The sequence below is a fragment of the Secundilactobacillus kimchicus JCM 15530 genome (assembly GCF_001433995.1).
GTDB lineage: Bacteria > Bacillota > Bacilli > Lactobacillales > Lactobacillaceae > Secundilactobacillus > Secundilactobacillus kimchicus.
In genome coordinates this window covers 228,773-255,495 of sequence record NZ_AZCX01000004.1, presented here as the reverse complement: position 1 = coordinate 255,495, position 26,723 = coordinate 228,773, and the positions used below count along the sequence as shown (strand labels likewise).

The 26,723-nt window shown below is 45.0% G+C and carries 31 protein-coding genes; 4 read left to right on the top strand and 27 right to left on the bottom strand.

Annotation, left to right across the window (positions count from 1 at the left end; translation table 11 throughout):
- Nucleotides 1–64 precede the first annotated feature (64 nt).
- The 4 genes from FC96_RS07525 to FC96_RS07510 all read left to right on the top strand — a co-directional run bounded on the left by FC96_RS07525 (nt 65) and on the right by FC96_RS07510 (nt 3,029).
- Complete coding sequence (locus FC96_RS07525) at nt 65–532, top strand: YueI family protein (RefSeq protein ID WP_055679692.1); 468 nt, start codon at nt 65–67, stop codon at nt 530–532.
- Between the two features lie 64 nt (nt 533–596).
- Nucleotides 597–1,880 (top strand): replication-associated recombination protein A, encoded by a 1,284-nt coding sequence (locus FC96_RS07520; RefSeq protein WP_056942550.1) that lies wholly within the window; start codon nt 597–599, stop codon nt 1,878–1,880.
- Nucleotides 1,881–2,182: 302 nt separating this feature from the next.
- Nucleotides 2,183–2,470 (top strand): hypothetical protein, encoded by a 288-nt coding sequence (locus FC96_RS07515; protein WP_056942549.1) that lies wholly within the window; start codon nt 2,183–2,185, stop codon nt 2,468–2,470.
- 79 nt (nt 2,471–2,549) lie between these two features.
- Complete coding sequence (locus FC96_RS07510; protein WP_056942548.1) at nt 2,550–3,029, top strand: universal stress protein; 480 nt, start codon at nt 2,550–2,552, stop codon at nt 3,027–3,029.
- Between the two features lie 80 nt (nt 3,030–3,109).
- On the opposite strand, the gene FC96_RS07505 is transcribed toward FC96_RS07510, so the two are convergent.
- The 27 genes from FC96_RS07505 to upp form a co-directional block, all read right to left on the bottom strand.
- Entirely contained in the window at nt 3,110–3,688 is a 579-nt protein-coding gene (locus FC96_RS07505; protein ID WP_056942547.1) for a DNA-3-methyladenine glycosylase I, read from the bottom strand.
- A 34-nt stretch (nt 3,689–3,722) separates the two neighbouring features.
- Nucleotides 3,723–5,372 carry a glycerophosphodiester phosphodiesterase gene (locus tag FC96_RS07500; RefSeq protein WP_056942546.1) on the bottom strand — a complete coding sequence of 550 codons (1,650 nt, stop codon included), beginning with the start codon at nt 5,370–5,372 and terminating at the stop codon, nt 3,723–3,725.
- 23 nt (nt 5,373–5,395) lie between these two features.
- Nucleotides 5,396–6,367, bottom strand: a complete 972-nt coding sequence (locus FC96_RS07495; RefSeq protein ID WP_056942545.1) for a DUF2785 domain-containing protein — start codon at nt 6,365–6,367, stop codon at nt 5,396–5,398.
- A gap of 94 nt (nt 6,368–6,461) precedes the next feature.
- Nucleotides 6,462–7,238 (bottom strand): hypothetical protein, encoded by a 777-nt coding sequence (locus FC96_RS07490; RefSeq protein WP_055679685.1) that lies wholly within the window; start codon nt 7,236–7,238, stop codon nt 6,462–6,464.
- A complete protein-coding gene (locus tag FC96_RS07485; protein ID WP_056942544.1) occupies nt 7,228–8,100 on the bottom strand; it encodes an ABC transporter ATP-binding protein in 873 nt (290 codons plus the stop codon). Before FC96_RS07485 ends, FC96_RS07490 begins: the two co-directional genes overlap by 11 nt.
- Nucleotides 8,100–8,471 carry a GntR family transcriptional regulator gene (locus tag FC96_RS07480; protein WP_055679684.1) on the bottom strand — a complete coding sequence of 124 codons (372 nt, stop codon included), beginning with the start codon at nt 8,469–8,471 and terminating at the stop codon, nt 8,100–8,102. Before FC96_RS07480 ends, FC96_RS07485 begins: the two co-directional genes overlap by 1 nt.
- Nucleotides 8,472–8,508: 37 nt before the next feature.
- Nucleotides 8,509–10,326: an FtsX-like permease family protein gene (locus FC96_RS07475; RefSeq protein ID WP_056942543.1), complete on the bottom strand. Its 1,818-nt coding sequence runs from the start codon at nt 10,324–10,326 to the stop codon at nt 8,509–8,511.
- A 15-nt stretch (nt 10,327–10,341) separates the two neighbouring features.
- Nucleotides 10,342–11,097 (bottom strand): ABC transporter ATP-binding protein, encoded by a 756-nt coding sequence (locus FC96_RS07470; protein WP_056942542.1) that lies wholly within the window; start codon nt 11,095–11,097, stop codon nt 10,342–10,344.
- Between the two features lie 159 nt (nt 11,098–11,256).
- On the bottom strand, nt 11,257–12,084 hold the full coding sequence (locus FC96_RS07465; RefSeq protein ID WP_056942541.1) for a MetQ/NlpA family ABC transporter substrate-binding protein: 828 nt from the start codon (nt 12,082–12,084) through the stop codon (nt 11,257–11,259).
- Between the two features lie 32 nt (nt 12,085–12,116).
- Nucleotides 12,117–12,800, bottom strand: coding sequence for a methionine ABC transporter permease (locus tag FC96_RS07460; RefSeq protein ID WP_055679682.1), 684 nt, complete (start codon nt 12,798–12,800; stop codon nt 12,117–12,119).
- Nucleotides 12,793–13,827: a methionine ABC transporter ATP-binding protein gene (locus FC96_RS07455; RefSeq protein WP_056942540.1), complete on the bottom strand. Its 1,035-nt coding sequence runs from the start codon at nt 13,825–13,827 to the stop codon at nt 12,793–12,795. The genes FC96_RS07460 and FC96_RS07455 overlap by 8 nt, the downstream gene beginning before the upstream one ends.
- A gap of 390 nt (nt 13,828–14,217) precedes the next feature.
- Entirely contained in the window at nt 14,218–14,520 is a 303-nt protein-coding gene (locus FC96_RS07450; protein WP_055679681.1) for a glycine cleavage system H family protein, read from the bottom strand.
- Between the two features lie 18 nt (nt 14,521–14,538).
- Nucleotides 14,539–15,744, bottom strand: coding sequence for an FtsW/RodA/SpoVE family cell cycle protein (locus tag FC96_RS07445; protein WP_082593438.1), 1,206 nt, complete (start codon nt 15,742–15,744; stop codon nt 14,539–14,541).
- A gap of 88 nt (nt 15,745–15,832) precedes the next feature.
- A complete protein-coding gene (locus tag FC96_RS07440) occupies nt 15,833–16,054 on the bottom strand; it encodes a DUF2969 family protein (protein WP_056942539.1) in 222 nt (73 codons plus the stop codon).
- Nucleotides 16,055–16,103: 49 nt separating this feature from the next.
- Complete coding sequence (gene yidD, locus FC96_RS07435; RefSeq protein WP_055679680.1) at nt 16,104–16,379, bottom strand: membrane protein insertion efficiency factor YidD; 276 nt, start codon at nt 16,377–16,379, stop codon at nt 16,104–16,106.
- Nucleotides 16,380–16,390: 11 nt separating this feature from the next.
- A complete protein-coding gene (mreB, locus tag FC96_RS07430) occupies nt 16,391–17,401 on the bottom strand; it encodes a rod shape-determining protein (RefSeq protein ID WP_055679679.1) in 1,011 nt (336 codons plus the stop codon).
- Between the two features lie 129 nt (nt 17,402–17,530).
- On the bottom strand, nt 17,531–18,835 hold the full coding sequence (gene murA / locus FC96_RS07425) for a UDP-N-acetylglucosamine 1-carboxyvinyltransferase (protein WP_056942538.1): 1,305 nt from the start codon (nt 18,833–18,835) through the stop codon (nt 17,531–17,533).
- Between the two features lie 19 nt (nt 18,836–18,854).
- Complete coding sequence (locus FC96_RS07420) at nt 18,855–19,061, bottom strand: DUF1146 family protein (protein WP_235804739.1); 207 nt, start codon at nt 19,059–19,061, stop codon at nt 18,855–18,857.
- A 205-nt stretch (nt 19,062–19,266) separates the two neighbouring features.
- A complete protein-coding gene (locus tag FC96_RS07415) occupies nt 19,267–19,695 on the bottom strand; it encodes a F0F1 ATP synthase subunit epsilon (protein WP_055679677.1) in 429 nt (142 codons plus the stop codon).
- 13 nt (nt 19,696–19,708) lie between these two features.
- On the bottom strand, nt 19,709–21,121 hold the full coding sequence (atpD, locus tag FC96_RS07410) for a F0F1 ATP synthase subunit beta (protein ID WP_055679676.1): 1,413 nt from the start codon (nt 21,119–21,121) through the stop codon (nt 19,709–19,711).
- A 21-nt stretch (nt 21,122–21,142) separates the two neighbouring features.
- A complete protein-coding gene (locus FC96_RS07405; RefSeq protein ID WP_055679675.1) occupies nt 21,143–22,039 on the bottom strand; it encodes a F0F1 ATP synthase subunit gamma in 897 nt (298 codons plus the stop codon).
- A 25-nt stretch (nt 22,040–22,064) separates the two neighbouring features.
- Nucleotides 22,065–23,603 (bottom strand): F0F1 ATP synthase subunit alpha, encoded by a 1,539-nt coding sequence (atpA, locus tag FC96_RS07400; protein ID WP_055679674.1) that lies wholly within the window; start codon nt 23,601–23,603, stop codon nt 22,065–22,067.
- A gap of 28 nt (nt 23,604–23,631) precedes the next feature.
- The gene (gene atpH / locus FC96_RS07395) at nt 23,632–24,174 is read right to left on the bottom strand and encodes an ATP synthase F1 subunit delta (protein WP_056942537.1); all 543 of its coding nucleotides are present in this window, start codon (nt 24,172–24,174) and stop codon (nt 23,632–23,634) included.
- Nucleotides 24,164–24,679, bottom strand: a complete 516-nt coding sequence (gene atpF, locus FC96_RS07390; protein WP_055679673.1) for a F0F1 ATP synthase subunit B — start codon at nt 24,677–24,679, stop codon at nt 24,164–24,166. The genes atpH and atpF overlap by 11 nt, the downstream gene beginning before the upstream one ends.
- 51 nt (nt 24,680–24,730) lie before the next feature.
- Nucleotides 24,731–24,943: a F0F1 ATP synthase subunit C gene (atpE, locus tag FC96_RS07385; protein ID WP_055679672.1), complete on the bottom strand. Its 213-nt coding sequence runs from the start codon at nt 24,941–24,943 to the stop codon at nt 24,731–24,733.
- 40 nt (nt 24,944–24,983) lie between these two features.
- Entirely contained in the window at nt 24,984–25,703 is a 720-nt protein-coding gene (gene atpB / locus FC96_RS07380) for a F0F1 ATP synthase subunit A (protein ID WP_056942536.1), read from the bottom strand.
- A 267-nt stretch (nt 25,704–25,970) separates the two neighbouring features.
- The gene (gene upp / locus FC96_RS07375) at nt 25,971–26,600 is read right to left on the bottom strand and encodes a uracil phosphoribosyltransferase (protein WP_056942535.1); all 630 of its coding nucleotides are present in this window, start codon (nt 26,598–26,600) and stop codon (nt 25,971–25,973) included.
- Nucleotides 26,601–26,723 lie beyond the last annotated feature (123 nt).

The following is a 26,723-nucleotide window of genomic DNA, read 5'->3' as shown; positions in this document are numbered from 1 at the left end:
TTCCGTCCTAAACGTGCTTATATGTTATACTACTTATACCTTAAAAGAAAGGTGGTCGATTTAAATGGCCGATAAAGACGACTTAACATCCCACTTGGATAACGCCATTTATGGCACGCCCAAGCTCCATCCCGATGAACAACGCCAATACCTTGGTACCTTCCGTGAACGAGTATCCTTACGCATGACAATTCAACAAGTGACCGATCAGATAGGACTGGCAGGATTTAAAGCCGAACTGAAAGCCAATCCAGACTTTCACGTGATTTTTAACGGCCACATCGACAGCCAAGCACTGAGTCCCTATATGCAGGCCGCAAGTGCCGCAAAAATTGAATTTACCATTGTTCAAGACGCCTTCTATGGCGACCAACCAACGAGCTCGGGGCTGATTGTTGCAAGCGACCACGCCATTGATGCTTACCCGATCGATGTCACTCAAAAATATCCCGAAACCTCGTCGGCAACCCAAAATACGACTGAAAAGAAAAGTTTCGGTGATCGCTTGAAGGATTTATTCAGCGGTCACTAATCCCCCTCAACCGTCGCTTATGCTGATAAACGACGGTTGAATCGTGAAGAAAGGAGTTTCCAAATTGTCCGAACCTCTGGCGTATCGCATGCGTCCGCAAAAATTAGAAGATGTCGTTGGTCAACAACACTTGGTCGGTGATGGCAAGATTATTAACCGGATGGTCAAAGCTAAAATGCTATCATCCATGATTCTGTATGGACCACCGGGAACCGGTAAAACCAGCATTGCCAGCGCAATTGCGGGATCCACCAAGTACGCTTTTCGGAAATTAAACGCGGCGACTGATTCCAAAAAGGACCTGCAAGTCGTGGCTGAAGAAGCCAAAATGAGTGGCACGGTTATTCTACTATTGGATGAAATCCACCGGTTAGACAAAACCAAACAAGACTTTTTGCTGCCCCATCTTGAAAGCGGCCGAATCGTTTTAATTGGCGCCACCACCGAAAATCCGTACATTAATATCAATCCGGCCATTCGGTCACGGACGCAAATATTTGAAGTCTACCCCCTTACTCCTGACGACATTAAGGGGGCCATAGACCGAGCGCTGGCCGATCGGCAAAACGGCCTGGGTGATTGGCCCATTAGTTTGGACGACACGGCGGCGACTTTTTTAAGTACTGCAACGAACGGTGACCTTAGAAGTGCCCTGAACGGTCTTGAATTAGCCGCTCGTTCAACTGAGAAGGATTCCGAAGGCCACGTCCATCTGACGTTACCAATCATTGAAGAGTGCGTTCAAAAGAAGGCTTTTTCTCACGATAAAGACGGTGATGCACACTACGATGTTATTTCGGCCTTTCAAAAATCCATTCGGGGAAGCGATACGGATGCCGCCCTTCACTATCTGGCCCGACTCATTGTAGCGGGTGACCTCCAATCCATTGCGCGAAGACTGCTTGTCATTGCTTACGAAGATGTGGGCTTAGCGAATCCACCGGCTTGTGCGCGAACCCTGGCCGCCATTTTATCCGCAGAACGACTAGGCTTACCTGAAGGGCGGATTCCGTTAGCTGATGCGGTCATCGAACTCTGTCTATCCCCCAAGTCAAATTCTGGAATTACGGCGATCGACACGGCTCTTGCAGACGTCAAAGCCGGGAAAGCTGGTGACGTGCCTAACCACCTTAAAGACGCGCACTACAAAGGCGCTGAAAAACTGGGCCACGGGGTCGATTACAAGTACCCCCATAACTACGAAAACGATTGGGTAGCTCAACAATACCTGCCAAATAAAATTAAGAATACTCATTATTATCAGCCCAAAGCCAACGGAAAGTATGAAGTCGCCTTTGGGGATCAGTATCGGCGACTGTGGCATGCACAACACAACACGGCAGAATAATTGTCAAAGTTAGCGATATATGCTACTATAATTTTGAGTTCTAGGGTGTGCGCGTTGCCCAGCATACGTGTTTGCCGAACAACTATTGTTACATTGGGACAACGATGTTCGTCCTGGCGATGACATGCCTTTTCACTAGGTAGTCCAGTCCTTGACTCATCAGCCCCACCTGCTTATCAGCGGGCCAAAACCTATCGGGCAATTAACGGCACTATTAGATCTTTAAAGTATTTTTACTTTGGGGCTGACTTGCACCTTGTGAGTCAGCCTTTTTCTTTACATATTCACTTGGAGGTTCTACTTTGCTCATTACTATCCTAATGCTCTTGCTTACCGCAATTAACCTTTTCCTAGGTTGGTATCTATTCACTCATCGTAACCGGCCTTTCCTGGTCTTTCATCCGGAAAAAAACGCTGGATTAGCTTCGCTTACTAAATTTAGTGGCCTCGCCCTAACAGTTATGGGCGTGGTGGCCTTAGTGGCTACTGTGATTCAAAATAACGTCTTTATCTCCATCGTTTTAATTTTTGATATTATTCTTGTTTTAGTCGTTCAAATGATCTTTGTCAGCTTCTTTCCGAAGCAATGATGAAAACGGATTCTTTTTTCCTTTTTATTTTCAGTCATTTAACGTAAGATAGAGGTATAAAGTGAAAGAGGTGACCATTATGTTACAACAATATAACCACATTTTAGTGCCAGTTGACGGTTCATACGAGGCTGAGCTTGCTTTCAAAAAAGCTGTTGCCGTTGCCAAAAGAAACGACGCTGACCTTCATTTGGTTCACGTTGTTGATACGCGTGCTTTCCAAAATATTTCCAGTTTTGATACAACGATGGTTGAGGAAGTCACCGATACCGCTAAAAAGACCCTCGACAAATATGTCCAAGAAGCCAAGGATGCCGGCGTTACTAACGTCGACTATGCCATTGAGTACGGTGCTCCAAAAACCATCATTGCTCGCGACGTTCCCCAGAATTTGGACATCGATTTAATTATGATCGGTGCAACTGGGCTCAATGCCGTTGAACGGTTACTCATCGGCTCAGTCACTGAATATGTCACACGGACAGCCGTTTGCGACGTATTAGTTGTTAGAACCGACCAAGAAAACAAGCCCGCAAAAGCACCACACCAAGATCACTAGATAATTGCGGCAATCTACAAAAAGCCGGGATAGAATTGATTAAATATCAATTCTATCCCGGTTTTTAATTGTCAGCAGTCTTATATTGTTTCGCCACCCAACGACAACTCTTGATGCCGATAGCACGTCTGAAAGTGATCATTAACCATCCCTGAGGCCTGCATAGTTGAATAAACCGTGCGTGGGCCAATTCGCTTAAATCCCAATAACTTTAACGTCTGACTAACCGTGTCAACAAACAATTTAATGGCCGGGTTTTCTCCTGGCTGCAGGTGATGATCCAGTGGCGTATCATGAACCTGAGCCCAAAACAGTCGCACCAACGACCAGTCCAGGTCGTGTAAGGCAGCTAGCACCCTGGCATTTTCAACAACCGCGTCAATTTTAGCCCGATTTTTAATAATGGTTGGGTTCGCATATAACTGCCCCTGCGATTGAACACTCATCGTTGCAATGCGCGCCACATCAAATTCGTAAAAGGCCGCCCGCAATCCACTACGGTACTTCAAGACGGTCTCCCACGTTAAGCCTGCCTGAAAGATTTCCAAGCAGAGGTTCTCAAATAATTGCTGTTCAGAACGGACTGGGACGCCCCACTCTAAATCATGGTAAATCAATAACTGAGGACTTTTTTCAGCCCATTCACACCTTGTCGTCATATCACCAACTCCTTTAAAGTTAGCTACGCAAGGATTAAATAAACTGACGGACAATTTCTTGAACAATTGCCCAGTAATATGACTGAGGTGGCCGCCGTTCCATCTTTTCAAGCCGATCCAATCGATCGGTAATAATACCGTCAATCCCCATCACCCGCATCACCTGCATCTGAGAAATTCTAGTTGGCGACCATACAAAAACGGGAGCCCCCATCGAATGGGCCTGTTGGACAAATGTCTGATTGAGACCAATCACCTGGAGCGAATAGAAATCGGCGGGTAAATTCCGGATCGAAAACAGGTTCACCGGTAAAATGTAGCCCACGATCAGTTCTTGGTCAATCGTTTTTAGTTGCGTGAGAGTTTTATAACTCATCGTGTGCACAAGACCTTGTTGCGCCACAATTTTGCGACCGTACTGGCGGACAAAACGGCGAGCCATATCAGCAGAGTCATGCGGGTTGACCTTTATTTCAACCATGACTCGTTGGTGATTCGCCCTCGCCACGGCTAAGTATTCTCGAAGCGAACTTAAATGAGCTGTCGCTCCGCCGTCCTGACGTTTAACGCGCTGCAATTGAGCAAGCGTGAAATCGCGAATAGGCCGCTTAGACTCCCCACTTTTAAACGCAATCGTATCATTATGCAGCACCACAAACTGCTTATCTTTCGTCTCCTGAACATCAATTTCAACATAGCTCGGATGTCGCTGAACCGTTTTTTTGAGCGATTGTATGGTGTTGGGGACCCCATTACGGTTCACAGTGCCGCGGTGGGCGACGCTAACAACACCAGGATTTGTCACACCAAAATGAAAGGCTTGAAAGCTAAACATCCCAATTAGTAACACCACAAGTCCGGTTGGGAACCAAGCCATCGTATGCAGTAAATCACCCTTTTCAAAATCTGGATTAAAGGTTGGCTGCCCCAAACTCTCCCAGATAATTGCGACCAACACAGCACTTAGCATCAACAGCGTCAACGCAACGAATACCGTTAGAATCAACATACTCGTTAATCGACCACTGGTCTGCCCCATCTTGACCACCCATTCATGGGTGAAAAAAACGCCCAATTCGTCCACAATTAACATGGGTAACCACAGTGCCACCATTGGCCGAAAGAACAGCCTCAAATGGGCCCACAAGCCCTTAATGGAAGGCTGTTGTTCAGAAGCGTGGTCCTGCTTTAATAATCGAGGACTAGACCATGTAAAACCACCCAAAATACTCAAATAGGCTAAGCCAATAACGGACAACCAAAAAACGCGATGCATCACTATCTGGTCAGCCCAGCTCCCAGACAGTCCGATAAAATTGACCACGGTGGCTGTAAAACCTGCCCCACCAAACGGTAACCAGACGAGTAACAACAGGCCTTCAAACCCAATGAGCTTAAACCAGTTTCTCCGATAGCTTCGCCACGCCTGAGCTAAAATTTCATCACTTTGATTAACCAGTGACGCTGAACCGGTCAGGACCGTCACAATGAGGGTCACTTCAAATGGCAAACCAAGCGTAAACAACCCCGCTAAAACGGCTTTAATAGCCACCCAACCTGCATTGAGCATCATAATATGGAGTGTCGTCAGAATGGCCATTAATAACAGCCAACCCAGATTAACTGCCCGAACCTGTAACAGCCGGTGAATCATCTGAAAAAGCTTACGGTAATAACGCAACATCTTGAATTCCTTCTCAATCTAGCCTATGCCAAAAAATCAATCACGGAACTCAAATACTGCATGATAGCTTCGTTAAAATCATGACGAATGATCATGGCTTCAATTAAGCGACCGCGATTATAAATTCGATTCCAAACGGCCTCATTCTCTGAGGTTTGGATGATAATTAACTGTTGGCGCCACCGCTTTAACTGCGATAGCAAATAATCTGCGTACAATCGATTCTTACTCGTCAAGTGCGCCAAATAACCCGCAATTCGCTGTGGTTCCCCAAATATGAGCGCCCCATCTAATTGTTTGTATCGTTCAATTAAAGTGGCCATTAAGAATAACTTGTCGGCCCGGGTTAATGAATCGCGATCAGCAAGTTCATCTAAGAGATTCCCAATATGCGTATAGACATGCGCCCATCCGTTACTGCCGATGAACCCGCGAGTATCTTTTTCAAGAATGATGTAACATGCAATTTGGTCAACGACGGCACTAATTTCATCGGCCGTTAAAACGTGATAACTCACTCGGTCGGCATAGAGAACGAGCGACAAAATCAAAACAGCAAAAGAACGCTGATAAACGGCTTCATTTTCCGGTTCTGTAATATGAGAAAAGAGCACTTGGTCACTACTTAAATATCGAACAGCCAGTCGCAATTGGTCTTGCGTCAGAACTTTTTGTTGCATCAAGTCGTTAAATAGAAAATAAACGCCCTTGTCCCGAATGGCTGGATCGGGTGACTTAAGGTGATTCAATAGGTTTAATAAATCCCCATCTTCAATTCGAGTTAGCGTGCCCTCCCGAATCTCCTCATTCAGGTGTAAGATTAAGCCTTTAATACCAGCGCCATCGTCCGGTAAAGAAACGTCAGTCTTTGGCGTGACCGGAACGGTGTCAAGCAAATCACTCAGTTTAAGTCCTAGTGACTTATAAAGTTTTCCCGCATTGACCTCTACTCTTAGCCCCTGCAATTCGTGTTTCAAATCCTCGATTTGACTCAAAGTATCCGCTCCGTTCTAATTGCTTTTAAAAACATTCTAGCATGATTCAGTCAACAATGATAATGGGGGGTGATTGAACCTGCCATTATCATGGTCACCTTGGATATTTTAATTTTAAGTTGACAGCATAAGTTGCACCCGTCATAACACCTAAATAAATTAGCCCTGAGATTAGGGGAGCGCCGGCATTGAAAGTTCCCGCTTGAACGTTAGGATGGTATCCAGAGACCCACTCAGCCAGCGTACTTAACCACGTGAACTGCCAAATTCTAGGAAGGTCAATGGCAGCCGCCGCAAACATCATAATAAATAGTAGGATCGGAATACCCACCAATAAAATCAACTGCGTCCGTCGGCTGAATAAGGCCAGAACACTTCCCGCAAACATGGCTGTCATGGTCAAACAAAACATGAATAACACCGTAATCAGAAATGTAATCAACCCGGACACTATGGGAGACGCTGTGGCTTTACCATAGAAACCTTGAAACGCGAGGACCGTTCCGCGGCTGTCAACCACTGCAACGTAAAAGAGACCATACAGCGCATTAACAACCTCACCAGCGATAATAATCGTGGCCATAACAGCTGCTTTTGACCAGAAATAGGTTTTTCGGCCAATTCCATTTTGGATTAATACCTTAAAGCCGTCGAACGTATTTCCGCCATACGCGATTAAGAAAATGGTTAAGACAATCGCAGTCAGTGCATTCGGCAGTGTTGCATTCAAGTTATAGGCGCTCGACCGGTCAAAAAGCAACCACATCAGGAGAGGAATCACAACAATTCCGGCAATTCCCCAAACATAAAACCAGAGTAGTGCTTGAACGTCAGACTTTAGCTGATAGTGAAAAGCTGCTTTAAATCGCATCGGCTCCTCCTTTCTGACTAGTTAACGTCACAAATAACTTTTGTAAATCAATGTGATCAACCGTCACCGTGTCTGGGATCGGTCGATCCGCTATCAATGGCCCATAAACGTAGTCCACGTACAAGTGGCCCAACTGATCTTGACCAATGATATTCGTCCCAGCGGTATAGGCGGTCACATCAGCCTTAGGGCCAGTAATCGCATAACTTTGCGCTAAGATGGCCTCGGTACTATCATCGACTGTCAGTTGGCCGTTTTGTAAGACGAAGACTCGCTCGACCATATTTGCAATTTCCTCGATCAAATGGGTCGAAATAACAAACGTCCGCGGTCGCTGGCTATAATTTTCAATGAGTAGCTGATAAAACAACTCACGGTGGTTGGCATCTAATCCCAATGTCGGCTCATCCAAAAAAACAAAGTCAACGTCAACGGCTAACGCCACAATTAACTTCATAATGGACCGGTACCCCGTTGATAACTTATTAACCCGAACCCTTGGGTCAAGGTCAAATTGCTGACACAGTTGCTTAGCGAGCTGTTGATCAAACTGCCCATACAGGGTCTCAGTTAACTCAAAAACTTCACTGACTCTTGACCTCGGCGGGTAAAGGTTCGCCTCACTCATTAAGTACATCCGGCCGAGCGCTTGATCGTGATTCTTATTGAGTTGACCGTCCACTAACACATTGCCACTCGTTGGATTTAGGCGATTGGTTAAAAGGTTAAACAGCGTACTTTTACCAGCACCGTTACGGCCTAACAAGCCGTAAATCGTGTTGGGCTGAATGGTTAAGTTAACATCTTTTAACACGACTTTATGACCAAACACTTTGGTTAAATTTGTCACTTGGATATCCATTACGTTATCTTAAACCCCCTTTTAACCATCTCAAGAATTGTCGACTCGTTAATGGCTAACTTCTGTGCTTCTAAAACTAAGTTAACAACGTATTGTTCATAAAACTCTTGACGTCGTTTTTCCTGAATTTTCTCACGAGCACCGTGAGTGACAAACATGCCCAAACCACGACGTTTCTCAATCAGTCCATTTTCTACTAAAATGTTCATTCCCTTTAAAACCGTTGCTGGATTAATATGAAACTGCTTTGAAATCTCGGTTGTGGAGGGTACTTGTTCCCCTTCCACAAACGTGGCCACAAAGATAGCATCTTCCAGCTGATCCGCCACTTGTAAGTAGAGCGGCTCCGTACTATCAAAGTTAAATTGCATGCTGCACCCCCTAACTGGCTATTTTTGACGATGCTCACTATTTATCGATTTTCACTTTTGGCACCACAATGCGCTGGTACATCATCACTGTGATAACGTAGTAAATAATATACAAAAATAGGAACAATGTAAATGGTAACCAGAGTTGGTCATAAGGGCTCAACAATAACCCACGAAACATTTGTAGACCAAATAAAACATCGATAACCCCTAGGATTCCAGGAAGTGCAAATAAAACCCCAACTTCTTGAATAATTGACCGCCGTAAAATTTGAGGGCGTGTTCCAATTTTATTGAGCATTTCATAACGTCGTTTGTCACTTGCGGCCCCACTCAAAATTTTGAACATTAAGCAACTCGCTAACATTGCTAGAAAGGCAATACCAAGGAAGAAGCCCATGAACTCGAAACCGCCGAATAGCGCCGTTGCTTCGGTGAACATGGCGAACGTGCCAGGAAGGGATGAAGCCGCTTGACCCGTCGCTTTTTCACTCACCACTTTAAGCTGTGCTTGGCTTTTGCTTAAGTCAGCCACCCGAAGCATCAACACTTTGTGCTGACTGCCAGACAACCTAGAAAAACGGTTGCCAGACACGATTCGAATCGCCTTTGATCGCTGCCAATTCGGTAGGTTCAAAAGGAGTTGTTGCGGATTCTTTTGCATCTTGTCGACGGATATTTTTTGGTACTTGGCCGCTTGAAGCCGACCAGCCTTTGCCTGATTCATTATTTGTGATTCCTGAGAAACGGATTCAAAGGGTTGGTTTTTAAATTGATCTGCATTGAAGTAAACGGCCTTTTTCGTCACGACCTGGTCATATTGGGCAGTTAACTGCCGGTCTAACTTTTTGACCTCCTGCTTAACCGTGGCCGAAGGGTCGCTTAAAACCAAGGTATAAGCGGACTGGGCCGTAGCCATTGACGTAATTTGACGTTGAAACCCGATTCCAACGGTGATTGCGCCCAGCGCGAGGGCAAATAAAATGGAAACAATCGACAAAATTCGGGTATAATTGCGAATTCTAAAGCTCAGCTGTGATAGCGTGAAGGTGTGAAGACCCTTACTAGCCCAAGGCAGTCGTTTAAGCATCACGACCAGCCAAACAAAAACTGCATTAAAGAGAAAATACGTCCCCAACACAATGGTCACTAAGGCAACCGGAATACTCATCAAGACCAGCAATTTCATATTGGCCATTACATAATAACCAATCGCCAACAAGGCCACGCCGAGCACTACTTGAATCAGCTGCCGGCCCTTTTTAAGGGTTGGCCGGTTGGGTTCACTATCACCTTTCAGCAATTGAAGAACTGGCGTCTTAGTGAGCCCGAAGCGGTTGATCACTCCTGCAATTAAAAACAAGATGACGTATAATGCCAGAGTTGCAACAGCTGCTGGGAGAAAGAATGGTTCAAACCCCTTTAACTTTGACGAAAACATCTGATCCATGAGGTAGTTCCCAAGCGTTGCGGTTAACAGCCAACCAACGACAATCCCAATCAGGCTGGCTAAGGTGCCAATAAGGAGTGTTTCGGTTAGGATTAACTGCCCAATTTTCCGTTGCTTTGCACCCAACATCATAAAGAGCCCATAGTCGTGCCGTCGCATACTCATCAGAAAAGAATTTGCATAAAAAATGTAAACTAAGGAAATAATCGTCAGCAAAATCGAACCAAATTGGAAAATAAAGCTGGCGCCCGTCACCATACTACCATTAGCCTTAATGAAATCCTGATTAGTCGCCAATGCCTCAAACATGTAAAAAATAGCACTTGAGATGACTAATCCAAAAAATAAAACGGTGTAGTCTTTAATCCGACTCTTAATACCAGTAAACGCTAATTTTCGTAACACCACGATTCCCCCCTTCTATTGGAATGTTCCTAGCGTGTCTAAAATTGTTTGATAAAAGGCTCGTCGATCTTGATTCCCGCGTTTTAATTCAGTGCCAATCACACCGTCTTTAATAAATAAGATCCGTTGACAATAACTAGCAGAGAATGGATCATGGGTGACCAATAGTACAGGCACGTGTTGTTCTTGATTGACGGTTGTCAGCATCTCTAAAAGATCTTTAGCGCTATTTGAATCAAGAGCACCTGTCGGCTCGTCACCAAAAAGAATGGCTGGATGGGACACTAATGCCCGAGCAGCTGCAATCCGTTGCTTTTGGCCGCCTGAAATTTCACTTGGATATTTGTCCAAAATAGCTTCAATGGAGAGTTGCTTGGCGATCCGGTTAACCTCAGGTTCAGCCGCCTTAGCCGATACATTTTGTAATGACAACGGCAGGGCGATGTTTTCGTAATTTGTTAAATTTTCTAAGAGATTAAAGTCCTGAAAAATAAATCCGACTTGGGTTGCCCGAAAATCAGCCATTTGATTTCCCGCTAACGTGGTTAATTCGCGTTGATTAACCGTGACCGTGCCACTAGTTGGCCGGTCAAGCGTCGCTAAAATATTGAGAAGGGTCGTTTTTCCCGATCCAGACGCCCCCATGATGCCAACAAACTCGCCAGGTTGAACGTCAAAATCAATTCCTTTCAACGCTTCATACTGTTTTTCGCCGGCCTTGCCGTACGTTTTACGAATGTTTTTTACTGATACAATTGGTGTTGTCATCATATCATCCTCCTGTTTGGTTAGTTACTCATGTAGTTAACTATATAAGAGCTAATTATCTTTGTCAATCCCCACTTGGATCATCTCGGTAAAAATTAATTCCAACCTATCAGCACAAAAAAACGTTCAGCACTTAAATGCTGAACGTTTTTGATAGAAACTCTAAAAAGTTTTAGCCGGTAAAACCGCACCTTTGTAATGCTTCTCAATCCATTGTTGGGTACTCTTTGACTGCAGAGCTTTCAACAACTTCTTGATAGCTGGCTTATTTTGATCACCTTTACGAACCGCTACAATATTAACGTACGGGCTAGATTTCTTCTCCAAGGCAATTGAATCTTTTCGTGGATCTAACCCGGCTTGAACCGCGTAGTTAGCATTGATAAAGACCACATCGCCTTCGTTGTTCTTGTACAATTCAGGCATCAGTTTTGGTTCGTAACTCCGCTTGAACTTTAAGTGCTTAGGGTTTGACGTAATGTCTGAGAAGTTAGCTGTCGTAATATCGATGCCCTTCTTCACTTTGATTAAGCCCGCATCCTTCAAAATTGTTAACACCCGACCGTAGTCTGGCGTGTTGCTGCTAACCAGCACCGTTGCGCCATCTTTGAGATCTTTAAGGTTTTTAACCTTCTTTGAGTAAGCTCCAATCGGTTCCAAATGCACGCCACCAGCATTAACCAAGGTGCCATTATTTTCTTTATTCCACTGCTTTAAGAACGGTACGTGTTGGAAGTAATTAGCATCTAATTCTTTGCCAGCTAACGCTTTATTAGGCATCACATAGTCTTGGAAAATTTTAATTTTCAAGTCAATGCCTTCCTTTTTTAACTCAGGTTGGACATGCTTCAAAATTTCGGCATGAGGCACTGATGAGGCACCTACCGTAATCGTTTTGCCGTTATTTGATGAGCTGTTACCGCAAGCTGCCAATAACACAGCCGTCGCCGCAACCCCTAATAAACCGACGATTTTCTTTAAAAACTTCATAAAAACTTCCTCCTCTATCCAGCAGATCTTTTTTATAGCGTCCGTTTATCAATATGACGGACGAGTGTATCCCCAATAAATTGAAAAGCGAAAACAATGACGACAATAACAACCGTTGCAACCAATACGATGGTGTTGTTACTTGCTTGGAAGCCCTCTTGATAAGCCAGATTTCCTAATCCACCGGCCCCAATAGCACCGGCCATGGCCGTATAGCCAATTAGCGAAATCGTAGTTACTGTTGCTCCTGATACCAACGCTGGCATACTTTCAGGGAGCAAAACCTTGAAAATAATTTGGCGTTTCGTTGCCCCCATGGCTTCGGCTGCTTCAATGACGCCGCGATCGATTTCGTGAAACGCCAACTCTACCATCCGAGCGTAAAACGGTGCCGCTGAAATCACAAGTGACGGTAATGCGGCGACCGGTCCAATAATCGTCCCAACCAGGTTTTTGGTGAACGGTAAAAGTAAAATAATTAAAATAATATATGGTATTGACCGAAACACGTTCACCAAAATGGCAATAACCCAATTAAGACCGCGAACTGCCAATGAATTAGACCCACTCGTTTCAAACAACAAAAGGCCTAGAAGCACTCCGAGAATCGCAACGAACAACATGGACACAAGCGTCATCCAAATGGTTTCCCATGTTGAACTCCCCATCATATTCCAGTCAACCTGATCAAAGGCAAAATATGAACTGTTACCCATGATGAATCACCTCCGTTTCAACTCGCATTTTTTTGAGCAGGTCTTGAGCCCCAGCTAAGCCAGTTTCATCGCCCAGCAACTGCAGGTAAAGTGAGCCAATTGCGCCCTCTTGCGTCTGGTGAATGCTCCCTTCAATAATTGAAACTTGAATCTCAGGGAACTGATGAATCATCTCAGACACAATTGGTAGCTTCGCTTGATCGCCATGAAAGACTAATTGAATCAGTAATCCATTCGGGTAGTTTTGAATTAAATCATCCAAAACAACGTTTGTATCTGAGCTTGCCGGATCGACTTCTTCGTTGACAAATCGCTTCGTAATCGTTTGTTTAGGGTTTCTAAACACGTTAAAGACGGTTCCTTGTTCTACGACCTGGCCGTCTTCCATCACAGCCACATGGTCGCAAATTTTGCGAATAGCGTGCATTTCATGAGTAATGAGGACAATACTTAAGTTTAATCGTTTGTTGATTTCCAGCAACAAATCTAGGACTTCATCGGTTGTTTGTGGATCTAACGCACTCGTGGCTTCATCTGAAATTAAAATTTCCGGATCGTTAGCTAGGGCCCGGGCTACTCCGACCCGTTGCTTTTGCCCACCTGATAATTCTGACGGGTATGCATTCTCGCGACCTTCCAAACCAACTAGTTTCACTAGTTCAGCTGCTTTTTTTCGTCTTTCAGAACGACTGAGACCAGCAACCTCTAACGGGAACATGACATTTTGCAAAACGGTCCGTGACCAAAGTAGGTTAAAATGTTGGAAGATCATGCCGATTTTCTGGCGCTTCTCGCGGAGTTCTTTTCCACTCAGCGTCGACATTTTTGCGCCATTAATATCAATTTCACCAGAAGTTGGGGTTTCAAGGCCGTTTAACATCCGAACAAGGGTACTTTTACCTGCACCAGAGTATCCGACAATCCCGTATATTTCGCCGTCTTCAATCGTTAAATTGACGTCATTAACAGCGTTTAAATTGCCGTCTTTCGTTGCGAACGTTTTTGAGACTTCTTTAAACTCGATCAAAGCTGCTCCTCCTCAAGAACCAAAATAAAAGAGCTTCTCCCCCACTGACTCCGAAGAGTCATTCAGGACGAGAAGCTCGTGTACCACCTTAAATTCATTATTGTCTCACAACAATAACCTCAAAGAGTCACCTTCCAGTGACTCAGCGAGATAATGGTCGCAGACCAGCTACGATTTACTTAACAAAGCTCACCGTAACATTTCACGCAGAACCATCTTCAGTGTCAATCCGTGCCCTCTTTTCAGCTGCCGAGGGTCTCTAAACACGGGCGAACACGTACTCATCCTGCCAATAATTATTCGCATTGCGTCAATAATTGAAGTATAACTAGGAAAAATGAGAAAGTCAAGTGAATCCCTCGATCAAATTCTCATCTTTTAAGTAGTTGTTTATTCCGTCAAGTCAACCAACCAGGCGTCTGCTTCCGCTTCGCTATTTAACGTGTCATAATCCCCAGCATCAAGCTGTGGATTAACAGCAACAACTTTTCCAGTCATTGGGCTTTCAATGTCTGAGACCGCTTTTTCAGCTTCAACCGAAATTAACGTTTTGCCCGCCGTGACCTGATCACCAACACTGGGTAACTGGGCAAACATCACGCTGCCAAGCTCGTCTTGGCCAAACTTCGTTAAACCAACGCGGGTCTTACCATCAACGTTCTTTGTCCAGAGATACCGATCTTGTTCTGCCATCTCAATCACCTCATCATATTATTCAAAATCATCGTTACGGCTAAACATGTAACTCTTGTAATGATACCTCATCGACATAATCATGCCAATTCCAATCATGTTCCCAATCAACGCAGATCCCCCTTGGCTCACAAACGGCAATGGAATCCCCGTCAGCGGTAAGAGACCGATGCTCATCCCAATATTTTCAAAAACGTGGAATAAAACCATCATGATAACCCCAGTTGAAATGTACGCGTAGAACACGTTTTTGGTATCAAAGGTCACCCGGATCATTTGGTAAATTAATAAGAAGTACAATAAAATCAAAATCAATCCGCCGATGAAACCGAAGTTTTCACCAATGACTGAGAAAATCATATCAGACTCCCGAACCGGGACATACACCTTAGACTGGTTAAACCCAGTTCCAAAAACGCCTCCGGATCCGATAGCCTTCATACTTTGCCAAAGTTGATAACCATTTGACGACGTATCTGCCGCCGGATTGCGCCAGGTATCGACCCGCTCAAATTGGTAACTTTGAAACCCAATGTGCTCTAGAATGGTCCGACCCCAGGAAGTCACAACCAACGTCAGAGCGGCCCCACCAACTGCGGCAATCCCCGCTGCTGCCGGAACCAAAATTTTCCATGTTATGCCTGAAATCAGCGCAACGCCACCAACAATTGCAAAGAAGACTAACATCGTACCAAAGTCATTTTGCAACTTTAGCAATACAGCAACGGGTAACGTCCACATCACCAGTTTACCGATGAGTAACCAGTCCGACTTAGTTGTATGTTGCAAATAGGTGTGATTATGATCACTTGTCACGCGAGCCAGCATTAAAATAAACGCGGGCTTCATCACTTCTGAAGGTTGAAAAGTCAATGGTCCCAAAGCAAACCACGATTTGGCACCAGTTGAAGCAGCGTAGGAACGACTATATAAAAACAACACCGCAAACAGCAAAAATATTCCAATCCAGTATGCAATCGGTGCCACTTTCCAGAGTTGCTCTGAATCAAACTGCATAATAATGACAATGGCCACAACCCCAATCACATACCAAATGAGTTGTGACACCAATGCAGAAGTGACACTAGTAGCGCTTGAATCGTGATTGGCGGCGACGTAAATTGAAGCCAGCCCAATCAAGGCCAGCATTAAAACACAAAAAATAACACCCCAATCAATCCGCGACTCGTCATCTGCTTTGCCTATTCTAAATCTATCGGCCACAATAGTGCCCTCCTTTTCAGACTATATTATATCGGCCACCTAACCCAATCATCCGACTCAATGACTGGTTTTTAAGGATTCTTATCCTTTAGTGGTGTAAATTGTAGTTCGAAAGGAGTAGCTCGACAGCCTCATTCTGGGTTTTAACCCGAATTGGCCGGTCATCAAATAACTTGGCTGCGAAACCGCCATCATCGGTCGGGGTGACCACGCCAACTTCTTTTTCTTTGACCTTGATGACTAAAACGTCTTTTCCATCCCGGTTATCCTCATCAATTGCAACTTCTACTGGGCGATTTTTCTTTGACATATTAAACTCCTTTTAAGTGAACCGACAAACAAAAAGCAGTCATCACTGACTACTTCAGATTCATCGAGCGAATGTATTCCATTTCGGCCTGTTTATTTCGTTTCAAGCTAAAATGGTCCGGAACGGGGTCATAACCACCGTGAACAAGCGGGTTGCACCGCAGAATCCGAGCAATTCCCATCAGTGTCCCTTTGACGGCCCCGTGCTTTTGTAGCGCTGTCAAAGTGTAACTTGAACACGTCGGTGAATACCGACAGCTCGGGGGAAACAAGGGTGAAATAAACCGTTGATATCCCCGAACCAACAACATTAAGACCTTTTTCATATAAGCTCCTTCTAGTTGTCGCCGCGCTTGCCCTGCTTACCCGTTTCACCGATGTGCTCCAACAAAATACCAGCACCCTTAGCGACGTTATCTAACGGGGTTTCGGCAATGACAACTGGGACCTTTAACTGTTCAGTAAACAATCGATCCACACCGTGTAAAAGGGCGCCCCCACCGGTCAGCATGATACCACGATCAATAATGTCAGACGCCAATTCAGGCGGGATAACTTCCAGAACTTCCTTAGCTGCTGCCACAATTTGACCCATGATATTACTAATCGCTGGTTCGATTTCCTCAGATGTTATTTCAATCGATCGAGGCATCCCTGAAACCGCGTCACGCCCCCGAACCTCCATCGTATTTTCTGCAATATCAGTTGGAAAAGCTGAACCGATTTTGATTTTAATGGCTTCTGCACTACGCTCACCAATCAACAACCCATGCTCGTTTTTCATGAAATTAACGATGCTGGCATTTAATTCGTCACCGGCAATCCGAATTGATTTGCTGGCGACAATGTCACCCAACGACAGAATGGCGATGTCGCTGGTCCCGCCACCAATATCGATGACCATATTGCCTTGGGGTTTGAAGATGTCCATTCCCGCCCCTATTGCAGCAACTTTTGGTTCAGCCTCCAAATAGACTTTGGCGCCACCCGACTTTTCAGCTGCTTGAATAATTGCTCGTCTTTCTATTTCAGTAATGTTAGTTGGGGCACAAATCATAATGTTGGGCTTTGACATGAATCCTTTGACGTTGAGTTTACTGATAAAGTAAGACAGCATTGCTTCAGTAATATCAAAGTCCGAAATCACGCCATCCTTTAATGGACGAATTGCCCGAATATTACTTGGTGTCCGTCCCACCATGCGGTACGCTTCTGAACCGACCGCTAAGACCTGGTTGGTTTTCGTGTCAATCGCAACAACGGAGGGTTCATTTAATACGACACCCTTGCCGACTGCGTAGATCAAAACGTTGGCTGTACCAAGGTCAATTCCAATATCTTTAGCCATCCTTATTCCTCCTGCATTAATTGCTTCTCAACCGTTAATTATAGCATAACACCTGAGCTAACACTATCAGCGTTCTAAGCAAAAACGAGGCTGGCAACCTTTATCGGTGCCAACCTCATTTTGTCTCCGTTAATCCTTAGCTTTTGTTTTCAAGACCACTTCGTCATTGTCCGAAACATCAACGCGTTCGATTTCTGCACCAAGTGCTTGAAGTTTTTTATGGAAATTATAGTAGCCCCGATCAAGATACTTAAGGTTTGTCACTTGCGTATAACCGTTAGCCACTAATCCAGCCAACACTAACGCCGCAGCCGCTCTTAAATCCGTTGCCGCAACTTCCGCACCATTAAATTCAGTTGGGCCATTTAATAGAACTGACCGGCCTTCGACCTTGAAGTTAGCATTCATCCGTCGGAGCTCTTCCAAGTGCATAAAGCGGTTTTCAAAAACCGTTTCAGTCAGTGTACTTGTCCCGTTAGCTGCTAATTGCAATACCGTCATTTGCGGCTGCATGTCCGTTGGGAAACCTGGATGCGGCAGCGTTTTAACATTCGTTGGCTTTAATTGGGCCGGGCCAAGAACCCGAACACCAGCGTCTTCAACAAGAACTGAAGCGCCCATTTCTTCCAGTTTGGAAATCAGTGGTTTATTATGTTCGGGAATCGCATCCGCAACCAATACATCACCATGAGTTAGCGCCGCTGCAACCATAAACGTTCCAGCTTCAATTCGGTCTTGAACCACGCTGTGCGTTGTTCCGTGCATCTCCGAAACACCCGTGACTTTAATCGTTTCTGTTCCGGCACCCTTAACCTTTGCGCCCATCTTGTTTAAGACGTTGGCAAGATCAACAATTTCCGGTTCTTGAGCTACGTTTTCAATCACTGTTGTTCCAGTTGCCATAGTCGCTGCCATCATAATATTTTGAGTCGCACCCACGCTTGGGAAATCGAGGTAAATATGCGCCCCGGTTAGCTGATCGGCGGTTGCTTCAATGTAGCCATCGTGTTGGTCAATTTTGGCGCCCAACGCTTCAAATCCTTTAAGGTGCAGGTCAACCGGTCGTGAACCAATGGCACAGCCGCCTGGCATGGCCACTCTAGCATGACCAAAACGGGCCAACAGCGGCCCCATCACAACAATGGACGCCCGCATTTTCGAAACGTATTCGAACGGAGCTTGCGTTGACAATTCCTTAGCCGCATTCAAACGAATCGAGTTGTTCGGTTCATCAAAGTCGACGTCTAGGTTCAAAAAACGCAAAACATTGTTCATCGTGTAAACGTCTGACAAAATTGGGACGTTAGTTAAAACTAGATCGTCCTTCTCAGCTAAAATCGAAGCTGCCAAAATGGGAAGAACCGCATTTTTAGCCCCTTCAATATGTACAGTGCCTTGTAATCGTGAGCCACCGTGCACAATAATCTTTTCCAATTGATTTCCCTCCATTCCGTTACCTGATCAAAAAGGTCAGGTTGCGGACGTTATCGTAGAAACGCCACAAAAATTCGCTACAGCTAAAGCCGATTGTGACAGATAATAACACAATCAACAATCGTGCTTGAGTTGGGTACAATCTCATTAAATTTTCGATGTGTAATTTCTGAATGCTCCAAAAGGCTAGGAAGATAAACAGAAATTCCGTCACCAATTGTAACATTGCCGTAATCCCGATTGTCTTCATAGTTTGCAAGATCCTTTCTGCATTACCCATCAAATATAGCATAATTGGCGATACTTGTCGTTAAAAACGTAACAATTGTAATATTACGTTTTTAACGAGACCACGTTTTTTTGACGTCTCAATCAGAAATTGATCATAACAAAAAAAGCCTGAAGCAATGCTTCAGACTTTTTAGGTCAAACTATTTACCTGCTACGTTAATCCGGTTGATTGCCCGGCGAAGTGCAACTTCGGCCCGAAGCATCTCGTCTTTATCGTGAGCAGCACGTGCTTTATCAATCCGGTCTTGAGCGCGCTTTTGGGCACTCTTGGCCCGATCAACATCGATGTCTTCTTGCAATTCAGCAGTATCGGCAACGACTGTCGCTACGTTATTCGAAAATTCAACGAAGCCACCATTAACGGCAACTTCGGTTTCTTTACTGTCGCCGACGGATTGAATCCGCGCTTCGTCAACCGCTAATGACGCGATTACAGGAACGTGGTTCGCCATGATTCCAAGCTCACCTAATTGGGTTTTGACAACGAGTAACGTCGCCTGCTTGTCTTCATAAACCGTACCATCAGGGGTTACGATACTAACGGTCAATACTGGTTGATGATCAGCCAATTAGAACCCCTCCTTAGTTGTTTAAGCTTTCCTGCATCTTCTTAGCGTTTTCGACAACGTCTTCAATTGGGCCACAGTTCCGGAATGCATCTTCAGGAAGATCATCATACTTCCCATCCAGAATTGCTTTGAAGCCCTTGACGGTTTCAGAAACTGGTACATATTTGCCGGGTAGACCGGTAAATTGTTCCGCAACACTAAAGCTTTGTGACAAGAAGAATTGAATCCGACGAGCACGGCCAACGATGGTCTTTTCTTCGTCAGACAATTCATCCATCCCAAGAATTGAGATGATATCTTGAAGCTCACGGTAGCGTTGCAAGACGTGCTGAACTTCAGTGGCAACTTCGTAGTGTTCTTGACCAACAACTTGTGGGTCAAGGGCGGTTGAAGTTGACGCTAACGGGTCAACGGCTGGGTAAATTCCTTGTTGCGTCAATGAACGTTCCAAGTTGGTTGTTGCGTCCAAGTGAGCAAACGTCGTAGCTGGAGCAGGGTCGGTATAGTCATCGGCAGGAACGTAAACGGCTTGAATTGAGGTGATTGACCCCTTCTTCGTTGACGTAATCCGTTCTTGCAACTGACCCATTTCAGTTGCCAGCGTGGGTTGGTAACCAACGGCTGAAGGAATCCGACCAAGTAAGGCTGAAACTTCCATCCCGGCTTGGGTAAACCGGAAGATGTTATCGATAAATAACAGCACATCTTGGCCTTTAACATCACGGAAGTATTCCGCAATGGTCAAACCAGTCAAAGCGACCCGCATCCGGGCTCCAGGTGGCTCGTTCATCTGACCATACACCATGGCCGTCTTCTCCAGAACCCCAGAGCCTTTCATTTCGTAGTACATATCGTTACCTTCACGGGTTCGTTCACCAACCCCCGTAAAGACAGAAATCCCGTTATGACCTTGTGCAATGTTGTGGATGAGTTCTTGAATCAACACGGTTTTACCAACACCGGCACCACCGAACAACCCAATTTTCCCACCACGAACATATGGCGCTAACAAATCAATAACTTTAATCCCGGTTTCCAAAATTTCTGAAGTTGGGTTCAATTCATCGTATTTTGGTGCATCACGGTGAATTGGCATTCTTTCAGCATCTGGGCCGAATTCGGCACCACCGTCGATTGGATCCCCTAAAACGTTAAACACCCGACCTAAAGTATCGTCACCAACCGGAACAGAAATTGAATCACCAGTGTTGATGACTTCCATTCCACGGCGAAGACCGTCGGTACCGTCCATCGCAATCGTTCTCATCACGCCGTCCCCTAATTCAAGGGTAACTTCGGTTACAAGAAAGCTGCCATCATCCTTTTGGATGTGTAAGGCGGTGTTAATATCAGGGAGTTTGTCGTCTAAGGGGAATTCAACGTCGACAACTGGTCCGATAACTTGAACAACTTTACCAGAACTCATATACGTTAATTCCTCCCGTCATTAATTATTTAATGCCTCTTGCCCACCAGTAATTTCAGTGATTTCAGTTGTAATCGCTGCCTGGCGAGCACGGTTATATCGCAATTCAAGATCAGCAATCAAATCGGTTGCATTGTCAGAAGCAGACTTCATCGCATTTGAACTTGACGCATGTTCGGCTGTTTTTGCATCCAAAATAGCGCCAAAAATCAAACTCTCGGAGTATTGAGGTAATACCATACTGAGGACCTCTTTTTCAGAGGGCTCCATATCGTATGAGGCCGTCAATGTCTCTTCTGGTGCTTCTTCAGAGGCATCAGTGGAAAGCGTTTCGCTATCCACTGGCAACATCTTTTCAGCACGGAAACGTGCAACCAACCGGTTCACAAAATGATCATATAGGACGTACAGTTCGTCAAAGAGGTTATTGTCATACATAGTTGTCACCGTTTTGACAATTTCACGAACCTCCATAAACGTTGGCACGTCACTCACCCCACGGTATTCATAAGCCACGTTAGCGCCGCGCTTCTTGTAGAAGTCTGCGCCCGTGCCACCCACGGCCAAGATGAGGTGATCCGCGCCACCACTGTGTTCTTCAATGAACGAATTGGCTTCGCGTAGGACGTTACTGTTGTAACTACCAACCATTCCGCGATCGGATGTGATGACCAGATAAGCAACCTTTTTAGTCGACTGATCCGATTTTGAATCGCTCGAGGAATCATCTAATAGATGAGATTTTGCAAGGTGCATCACAACTGCTTTCACTTTTGCGACATAGTCCTGATAACCGACTGCAGCCTTTTGAATCTGGTTCAACTTAGACGTTTGGACCATTTGCATCGCCGTCGTAATCTGACGGGTGTTTTTCGTCGACGCAATCCGGTGTTGGACATCGCTGATTGATTCAGCCAATTGCTCTCACCATCCTTCCTCAAGATTAATTAGTCGCAGCTGCTTGATCTTGCGATACCTTCGATGGTTGGAAGGTATCGGCATATTCTTGAACGGCACTCTTCAACGCAGCATCGTCTGGTAATTGACCAGTTGATGTGATCGTATCAAGTAAGTCTTTATGGCTACCGTTAAAGAAGTCGAATAAGCCACTTTCAAACTTAGCGATGTCATCAAGTTCAACTTTGTCCAAGAACCCGCGGGTCAGGGCATATAAAATCAAAACTTGATTTGCAACGGAAAGCGGTGCGTGCAGTGGTTGTTTCAAAACTTCCACCGTCCGGGCCCCACGGTTCAGCTTAGCTTGCGTTGCGGCATCCAAATCGGAGCCAAATTGGGCGAAGGATTCGAGTTCATGGTAAGAAGCCAAATCCAAACGTAATGTTCCGGCCACTTTCTTCATGGCTTTCACTTGGGCGTCCCCACCAACCCGGGAAACAGAAGTCCCGGCATCAATTGCGGGCCGAATTCCTGAATAGAATGAATCACTGTCCAAGAAGATTTGACCATCGGTGATTGAGATCACGTTGGTTGGAATGTAAGCAGACACGTCCCCGGCTTTAGTTTCAATGATTGGCAACGCCGTCATTGAACCCCCACCGAGTTCGTCGTTTAACTTAGCAGCCCGTTCCAATAACCGTGAGTGGGTGTAGAAAATATCACCAGGATAAGCTTCACGACCTGGAGGCCGACGAAGAATCAAGGAAAGTTCACGGTAGGCATCAGCTTGTTTTGAAAGATCATCATAAACAATCAAAACGTGCTTACCATTAAACATAAATTCTTCACCCATCGCTGCACCGGCATAAGGTGCAATGTACAGAAGTGGTGCTGGTTCACTAGGACCGGCCGTCACAACAATGGTGTAATCCATTGCCCCGTACTTGCGTAAAGTTTCAACGGATCCACGAACCGTTGATTCCTTTTGCCCAATAGCAACGTAGATACAAATCATGTTTTGGTCCTTCTGGTTGATGATTGTGTCAATTGCCACAGTCGTCTTCCCAGTTTTCCGGTCACCGATAATTAATTCACGTTGACCCCGACCAATTGGAACCAATGCATCAATGGCTTTCATCCCGGTTTGAAGCGGTTCAAAAACAGATTGACGTTCCATAACGCCCGGTGCTTTTCGTTCGATTGGCCGTGTGTGACCCGTATTAATAGTGCCTAACCCATCAACAGCTTGACCTAATGGGTTTACAACCCGACCGATCAATTCGTCGCCAACAGGGACTTCCATAATTCGGCCGGTCCGCTTAACGGTGTCACCTTCAGTGATCTTGGTGAAATCACCAAGAACCACAATTCCGACATCGTTACTTTCAAGGTTTTGGACCATTCCGTAAACCCCGGTATCGAATTCGAGCAACTCACCAGACAACGCATTTTCAAGGCCGTGAGCTCGGGCAATCCCATCACCAACGTAGGTGACAGTCCCAGTCTCTTCAACAGAGATCTCATCTTGATAATTTGCTAACTGTTGTTTGATCAGAGCACTGATTTCCTCAGCTTTAATGCTCATATAGGTTTCACCCCTTTATCTTTTTTCTTTATCCTAACAATGTTTGACGCAATCGATTGATTTTGGTCTTGATGCTACCATCAAGAATCGTGCCAGCAGACTGAACCACGACGCCACCAATAATCGAGGGGTCCACGCGGTTACTGAGAACCACCGTCTTTGCACCTACTCGACCGGCATAGCCGTCACGCAACGCATCAAGTTCCGAATCACTTAGTGGAACTGCTGTCGTTGCTTCAGCGTAAACCGTTTGATGAAGCGTATCGTATCGCGCTTGAAATTGATTGACAATTTCAACCATTGCGTCCATTCGATTGTAGTCATACACCATCTGAACGAGATTGTGAATCGTCCCAGATGTTGCGTCCAAGAGCGGCTGAACTAACTTTTGCCGTTCACTGGGCGCCAAACTCTTGTCAGTCAATACAGTGCCCAGTTGTGGGTTATCCTGGAAGACAGTGCGAATTTGTTTAAGTTTCTCAAGGCCATCATCCAATTGATTCTGACTATTAAGTAACTCAAACAACGCTTTAGAGTAGCGCTTGGCTACTGTTACCTTATCAAGACTCATGTTGCTTCCCCAACCCTTCGATGTAAGAATCAATCAATGCCTTTTGATCATTAGCGCTCAATTCTTTTTGAATGATCTTGGAAGCAATCTCAATAGATAAGTCAGCCACATCGTTACGGGCATTGAGCAACGCATCTTGACGCTGTTGCTCGATGTCTTTCTGGGCATTTTGCTTCAACGTCAAAACTTCGGTTTGAGCATCCGCTAAAATTCCATCACGTTGTTGTTGGCCTTGTTTCTTGGCACTGTCAACGATAGAAGAGGCTTCCTGTCTAGAATTGGCTAAGGCATCTTGGCGTTGTTTTGCCAGAGATTCAGCTTCCAAACGTGATTTTTCGGCTGAATCAATATCATTAGAAATCTTGTCAGCCCGCTTTTCCAACATTTCGTTAACTGGCTTCCAAGCAAAAACCCCGATTAGCCAAAGTAACAAAACAAAAGCGATCGCATAAAAAACCATGTCACCAACCATTAGGCCAGCTGCCACCGTTAAATGTGAGAACATCTATTGACACCTCCTTTGCTATCAATTTGTTGGTCACTATAAACGTGACGATTACTTGTTCATAACGAGCAATGCGACAACAAAGGAAATGATTGGCATGGCTTCAACAAGACCAACACCAATAAACATGTTCGTCCGTAATTGACCTGACAATTCTGGTTGACGGGCCATCCCTTCAAGCATCTTTGAGATAACAAGACCGTTACCAATACCACCACCCATGGCGGCACCCGCCATGGCGATACCAGCTGCAATTGCACCCATAATAAAAATCCTCCTTAAAATATAAAGCTAATTCTGTGAACTACTCTTCAATCTCCAGTTTTTGAGAGATATAAACAGATGAAAGTGTGACAAAGACGAAGGCTTGGATTGCCCCGAGGAACAACGAGAAACCTTGCCAAAACATTTCGATTGGTAATGCGATAATCATTGTCACAATACCGTGCGAGAAGGCAAGTTGCCCGATGATCTTAAGTAACATTTCACCTGAGAAAATAACACCGAAAATACGAAGTCCCAACGTGAGGAAGTTCGTAAATTCTTCAAAGATACTAATCGGTAACCAGAAGACGAACGGTTTTAAGTACCCAGTGAAGTGTTTTTTCCATCCAAGCTTTGAAACCCCAGCGTACTGCGCCAACATCATCGTTGCAAGCGAGAATGTCATCGTAACGACGGGATCGGCGGTTGGGCTTCGGACATAGTCCTTAGCACCAACTGCTACTTGAATGAACAAACCCATTTCGTTGGAAATAAATAAAAACAGGAATAACGTAAATCCGTAGAGTCCGAAGGCCCCCACTTCATTACCGTGAATAGAACCTTTCAAAATTCCGTTGGTAAACTCAATCAGCCACTCAAGAACATTTTGACCTTTTCCGGGCCGCAAGGTTAAGTGACGGGAGAGTGCAAACACAAACAAAAAAACGAGCACGAACGCAATAAGCCCTGAGATAATGTTAGCGGCATTAAACGTTAGTCCTCCGAATTGAAAGGTTGGAACTGAAGATGGGTCTCCCACAGAATATCACCTCTTTTCCACCAAAATAGCGCATTAGCGAGAAAACGTACAACAAAGCTTATGTAGGTGCGTAACTCCACAAATGCGGGCACTTGGAATGACAGCTTCGCTTTCATTACAAAATACAATCAAAACTATACCACCTATCTGCCAAAAATACAAAGCTGTTTTGATAAATTTGTTAGTAAAAAAACAATTAATTCACCTGTACGACAAACCTTATCGTATCAAGGAATCAATTGTTTTTTAAGACGCAAAAATCAAAATTTATTTGGTCCCGAATAACCGGTCGCCAGCATCCCCCAACCCAGGGACAATGTAGCCGTCTTCATTGAGGTGGTCATCTAAGGCAGCCGTATAAATATCCAAATCAGGATGCTTGTCTTGAAGGGCCTTAACGCCTTCAGGCGCAGCCACCAAGCAAACAAACTTGAGATTGGTGGCGCCGTGCTTCTTCAACGCATCGATCGCCATAATGGCCGAACCACCCGTCGCCAACATCGGATCCACCACGAAAACTTGACGCGACCCAATATCTTCAGGCAATTTCAAAAAATATTCGTGTGGCTCAAGGGTCTCTTCATCCCGGTACATACCGATATGGCCCACCTTGGCCGCTGGAATTAGTTGTAAGAACCCATCAACCATTCCAATCCCAGCTCGAAGAATTGGAACCACCGCTACTTTTCGCCCAGCAAGTTGCTTAGCCGTCATTTTAGCAATCGGCGTCTCAATTTCAACGTCTTCAAGTGGCATGTCACGAGCAACGTCATATGCCATTAACATCGTTATTTCGTTGACAACTTCCCGAAATACTTTTGTTCCACAGTTCTTGTTACGAATAATTGTCAGTTTGTGTTGGATAAGCGGATGATCCATCACTTGAAACTTGCCCATGACTTGACACTCCTTTAAATGTTTCCCTTATTGTACCATTTACCCTCGCCCGATTGAATGAGGGCTTGATAAAAATAGCTAAAAAAGTCGCCGACCCCGCTACTTCTTAACGGTTTACCCGTT

Excerpts from the sequence above, each read along its gene's own strand:
- FC96_RS07470 (WP_056942542.1), bottom strand. The coding sequence starts at position 11,097 with ATGATGACAACACCAATTGTATCAGTAAAAAACATTCGTAAAACGTAC.
- FC96_RS07450 (WP_055679681.1), bottom strand. The coding sequence starts at position 14,520 with ATGGCAGAACAAGATCGGTATCTCTGGACAAAGAACGTTGATGGTAAG.
- atpF (WP_055679673.1), bottom strand. The coding sequence starts at position 24,679 with ATGTTCTCACATTTAACGGTGGCAGCTGGCCTAATGGTTGGTGACATG.
- upp (WP_056942535.1), bottom strand. The coding sequence starts at position 26,600 with ATGGGCAAGTTTCAAGTGATGGATCATCCGCTTATCCAACACAAACTG.
- FC96_RS07490 (WP_055679685.1), bottom strand. The coding sequence starts at position 7,238 with ATGCGATTTAAAGCAGCTTTTCACTATCAGCTAAAGTCTGACGTTCAA.
- FC96_RS07440 (WP_056942539.1), bottom strand. The coding sequence starts at position 16,054 with ATGTCAAAGAAAAATCGCCCAGTAGAAGTTGCAATTGATGAGGATAAC.
- FC96_RS07420 (WP_235804739.1), bottom strand. The coding sequence starts at position 19,061 with ATGTTACAATTGGTGACGGAATTTCTGTTTATCTTCCTAGCCTTTTGG.
- FC96_RS07460 (WP_055679682.1), bottom strand. The coding sequence starts at position 12,800 with ATGGGTAACAGTTCATATTTTGCCTTTGATCAGGTTGACTGGAATATG.
- atpE (WP_055679672.1), bottom strand. The coding sequence starts at position 24,943 with ATGGGTGCAATTGCAGCTGGTATCGCCATGGCGGGTGCCGCCATGGGT.
- FC96_RS07505 (WP_056942547.1), bottom strand. The coding sequence starts at position 3,688 with ATGACGACAAGGTGTGAATGGGCTGAAAAAAGTCCTCAGTTATTGATT.
- FC96_RS07510 (WP_056942548.1), top strand. The coding sequence starts at position 2,550 with ATGTTACAACAATATAACCACATTTTAGTGCCAGTTGACGGTTCATAC.
- FC96_RS07480 (WP_055679684.1), bottom strand. The coding sequence starts at position 8,471 with ATGCAATTTAACTTTGATAGTACGGAGCCGCTCTACTTACAAGTGGCG.
- atpA (WP_055679674.1), bottom strand. The coding sequence starts at position 23,603 with ATGAGCATTAAAGCTGAGGAAATCAGTGCTCTGATCAAACAACAGTTA.
- FC96_RS07485 (WP_056942544.1), bottom strand. The coding sequence starts at position 8,100 with ATGGATATCCAAGTGACAAATTTAACCAAAGTGTTTGGTCATAAAGTC.
- mreB (WP_055679679.1), bottom strand. The coding sequence starts at position 17,401 with ATGGCTAAAGATATTGGAATTGACCTTGGTACAGCCAACGTTTTGATC.
- atpD (WP_055679676.1), bottom strand. The coding sequence starts at position 21,121 with ATGAGTTCTGGTAAAGTTGTTCAAGTTATCGGACCAGTTGTCGACGTT.
- atpH (WP_056942537.1), bottom strand. The coding sequence starts at position 24,174 with ATGAGTCTTGATAAGGTAACAGTAGCCAAGCGCTACTCTAAAGCGTTG.
- yidD (WP_055679680.1), bottom strand. The coding sequence starts at position 16,379 with ATGAAAAAGGTCTTAATGTTGTTGGTTCGGGGATATCAACGGTTTATT.
- FC96_RS07465 (WP_056942541.1), bottom strand. The coding sequence starts at position 12,084 with ATGAAGTTTTTAAAGAAAATCGTCGGTTTATTAGGGGTTGCGGCGACG.
- FC96_RS07525 (WP_055679692.1), top strand. The coding sequence starts at position 65 with ATGGCCGATAAAGACGACTTAACATCCCACTTGGATAACGCCATTTAT.
- FC96_RS07500 (WP_056942546.1), bottom strand. The coding sequence starts at position 5,372 with ATGTTGCGTTATTACCGTAAGCTTTTTCAGATGATTCACCGGCTGTTA.